We start from the raw sequence: 2,115 nt of genomic DNA, 5'->3' as shown, positions 1-2,115 counted from the left end.
TTTTTAGCTGGCATTTTTGTAGAGATTGACTAAACTCATTTTTTATTATACCCTATTTAAAGGCACAACAGCTTAGTCCGATTAAACTTCAGAAATACCGACTGATGGGAGTGCCGGAAGTCTGGTTTTGGGAAGATGGCACTCTAGAGCTTTACCATCTGCGAGAGGAAGGTTACGATCGCATTACTAGCAGCGAAGTGCTGCCTGAGTTAGACTTGTCTTTGCTTAAACGCTGCATTTTGTTTGCTTCCCCTTTGGATGCGCTTGAGGAGTTTGCTAGAGGAATGGGCGATCGGGAAAATTGATCAATAAACTACTTTTGAAATTCCTCGCTCGACTAAACGGTTATTAAATAGGAGCAACTGGCAATGACTGACTCAGAAATACTTAATTCTGATACCATTAAAACACTAAATACTAGCATATCCGAAGTTACAGTTTACACCGATCGCGCTTTGGTGACGCGCCGCGGTACGGTATCTCTGACGGGAAACGAGCGAGAATTGGCGATCGCCTCTGTACCCGGAACCCTCGAAACAGAGTCAGTCAGGGCCACGGGTGCGGGTACAGTTGCAGTGCGATTGCTGGGAGTGCGAACCGAAACAGTGTTTAGCAGCGAACCAGTGGGCGATCGCACTGCCGAATTAACCCAACAAATTCAGGAGTTACAAACCCAAAGACGGGGAATTAACGACAAAATCACCGCCCGGAAAATTCAGCTCAAATTTGTGGAAGGTTTGAGCGAAAAAAGCGTCGGTTTCTTTTCCAGCAGCATCGCCAAACAGCAGGTAGGTTTAAACGAAACAGGCGAATTGCTCAACTTTTTAGGAACTAATTACCTAAAATATGTAAGTGCGATCGCCCAGCACGAAAAACAGCAGCGCGAATTAGACAAGCAAATAGAAGCTTTGCTGCTGCAGTTGCGGCAAGTACACACTCCCCATTCTCAGCAAAGTTTTAACATCATTGTTGCCATAGAAGCAAGCAGCAGCGGCAATTTTGAACTAGAAGTTTCCTATGTAGTCATGGGAGCTCGCTGGACTCCCCTTTACGACTTGCGAACCAACACTACCACCAACCAAATTAATCTCAATTACCTAGCCGAAGTCAATCAAAATACAGGCGAAGATTGGACGGGAGTAGGGCTGACTTTATCCACAGCCAAGCCGGGAATGGGAACTTTGCCACCAAAACTCGAACCCTGGTTTATTGATACTATTTACCCAAGATCTACTCAAACCAGAGAACTTATGATGCCACGCAGCCGACAGGCTGCGGAACCAGAAATACCACTAGATTATACAAACTTAGAGTTTTATGAAAGTGCTGCACCTGCTGATGCCACACCCCAACTCATAGCAGCTCAAACCGCGACCACACAAGTATCGAAAGAAGGCGGTACCGTCTCATTTCAAGTAGGGGGAAATACTAAGATTCCCAGCGACGGTACGCCCCACAAAGTGACGATTTTTAGCGAAAATTATCCCTTTAAACCTGAATATATAACCGTCCCGCGATTAGTCAGTTTTGCCTATTTGCAAGCAGTTGTTGTGAATCCGCTGACCGGTGCAACTCTTCTGCCCGGTAAAGCAAATATCTTTCGCGACAACACTTTTGTCGGCAGTGTGCAGTTAGAAAATGTTTCCCCGGGGCAAGAATATAAACTGAATTTAGGAATAGATGAAGGCCTAAAAATAGAGCGGGAATTAGTGGAAAGACAAGTAGATAAAAAACTGATCGGTCAGCAGAGGCGCACAAGTTACGCTTATCGCTTAAATGTGACAAACTTGCATCAGGTGCAGGTACACCTGACACTAAAAGAGCAATTGCCAGTCAGCCGTAATGAACAAATTAAAGTGCGATCGACTCTCACTAATCCGAAGATAGTAGCAGGTGAAATGGGAGTGCTAGAATGGATAATGTCTTTGCCACCGCAAGCAAAGCAAGAGTTATATTACCAGTTTGTTGTCGAACATCCTCCCGACTTAACTGTCACGGGTTTAGATATTTAATATTAAGTAGGTAAAAAGTGGTTTCTAATCACTGTAGTTTAGACTAAAAAATGATTGCAGCCAAAAGTAGCTGCCTTTGAATATCCGGCAAGCTGTTACTCAA

Annotated in this window: 2 protein-coding genes; both read left to right on the top strand. The window is 44.4% G+C overall.

Translation table 11 applies throughout. From position 1 onward, the window contains the following. Positions 1 to 104 precede the first annotated feature (104 nt). Positions 105 to 305 carry a hypothetical protein gene (locus QT996_RS28350; protein WP_333050823.1) on the top strand — a complete coding sequence of 67 codons (201 nt, stop codon included), beginning with the start codon at positions 105 to 107 and terminating at the stop codon, positions 303 to 305. A gap of 63 nt (positions 306 to 368) precedes the next feature. Next, positions 369 to 2,012 (top strand): mucoidy inhibitor MuiA family protein, encoded by a 1,644-nt coding sequence (locus tag QT996_RS28345; RefSeq protein WP_333050821.1) that lies wholly within the window; start codon positions 369 to 371, stop codon positions 2,010 to 2,012. Positions 2,013 to 2,115: the final 103 nt, after the last annotated feature.

It is taken from the genome of Microcoleus sp. S13C4, assembly GCF_036700865.1.
In the GTDB taxonomy this organism is placed as follows: Bacteria; Cyanobacteriota; Cyanobacteriia; order Cyanobacteriales; family Microcoleaceae; genus Microcoleus.
This window is presented reverse-complemented; position numbering and strand designations above follow the sequence as displayed.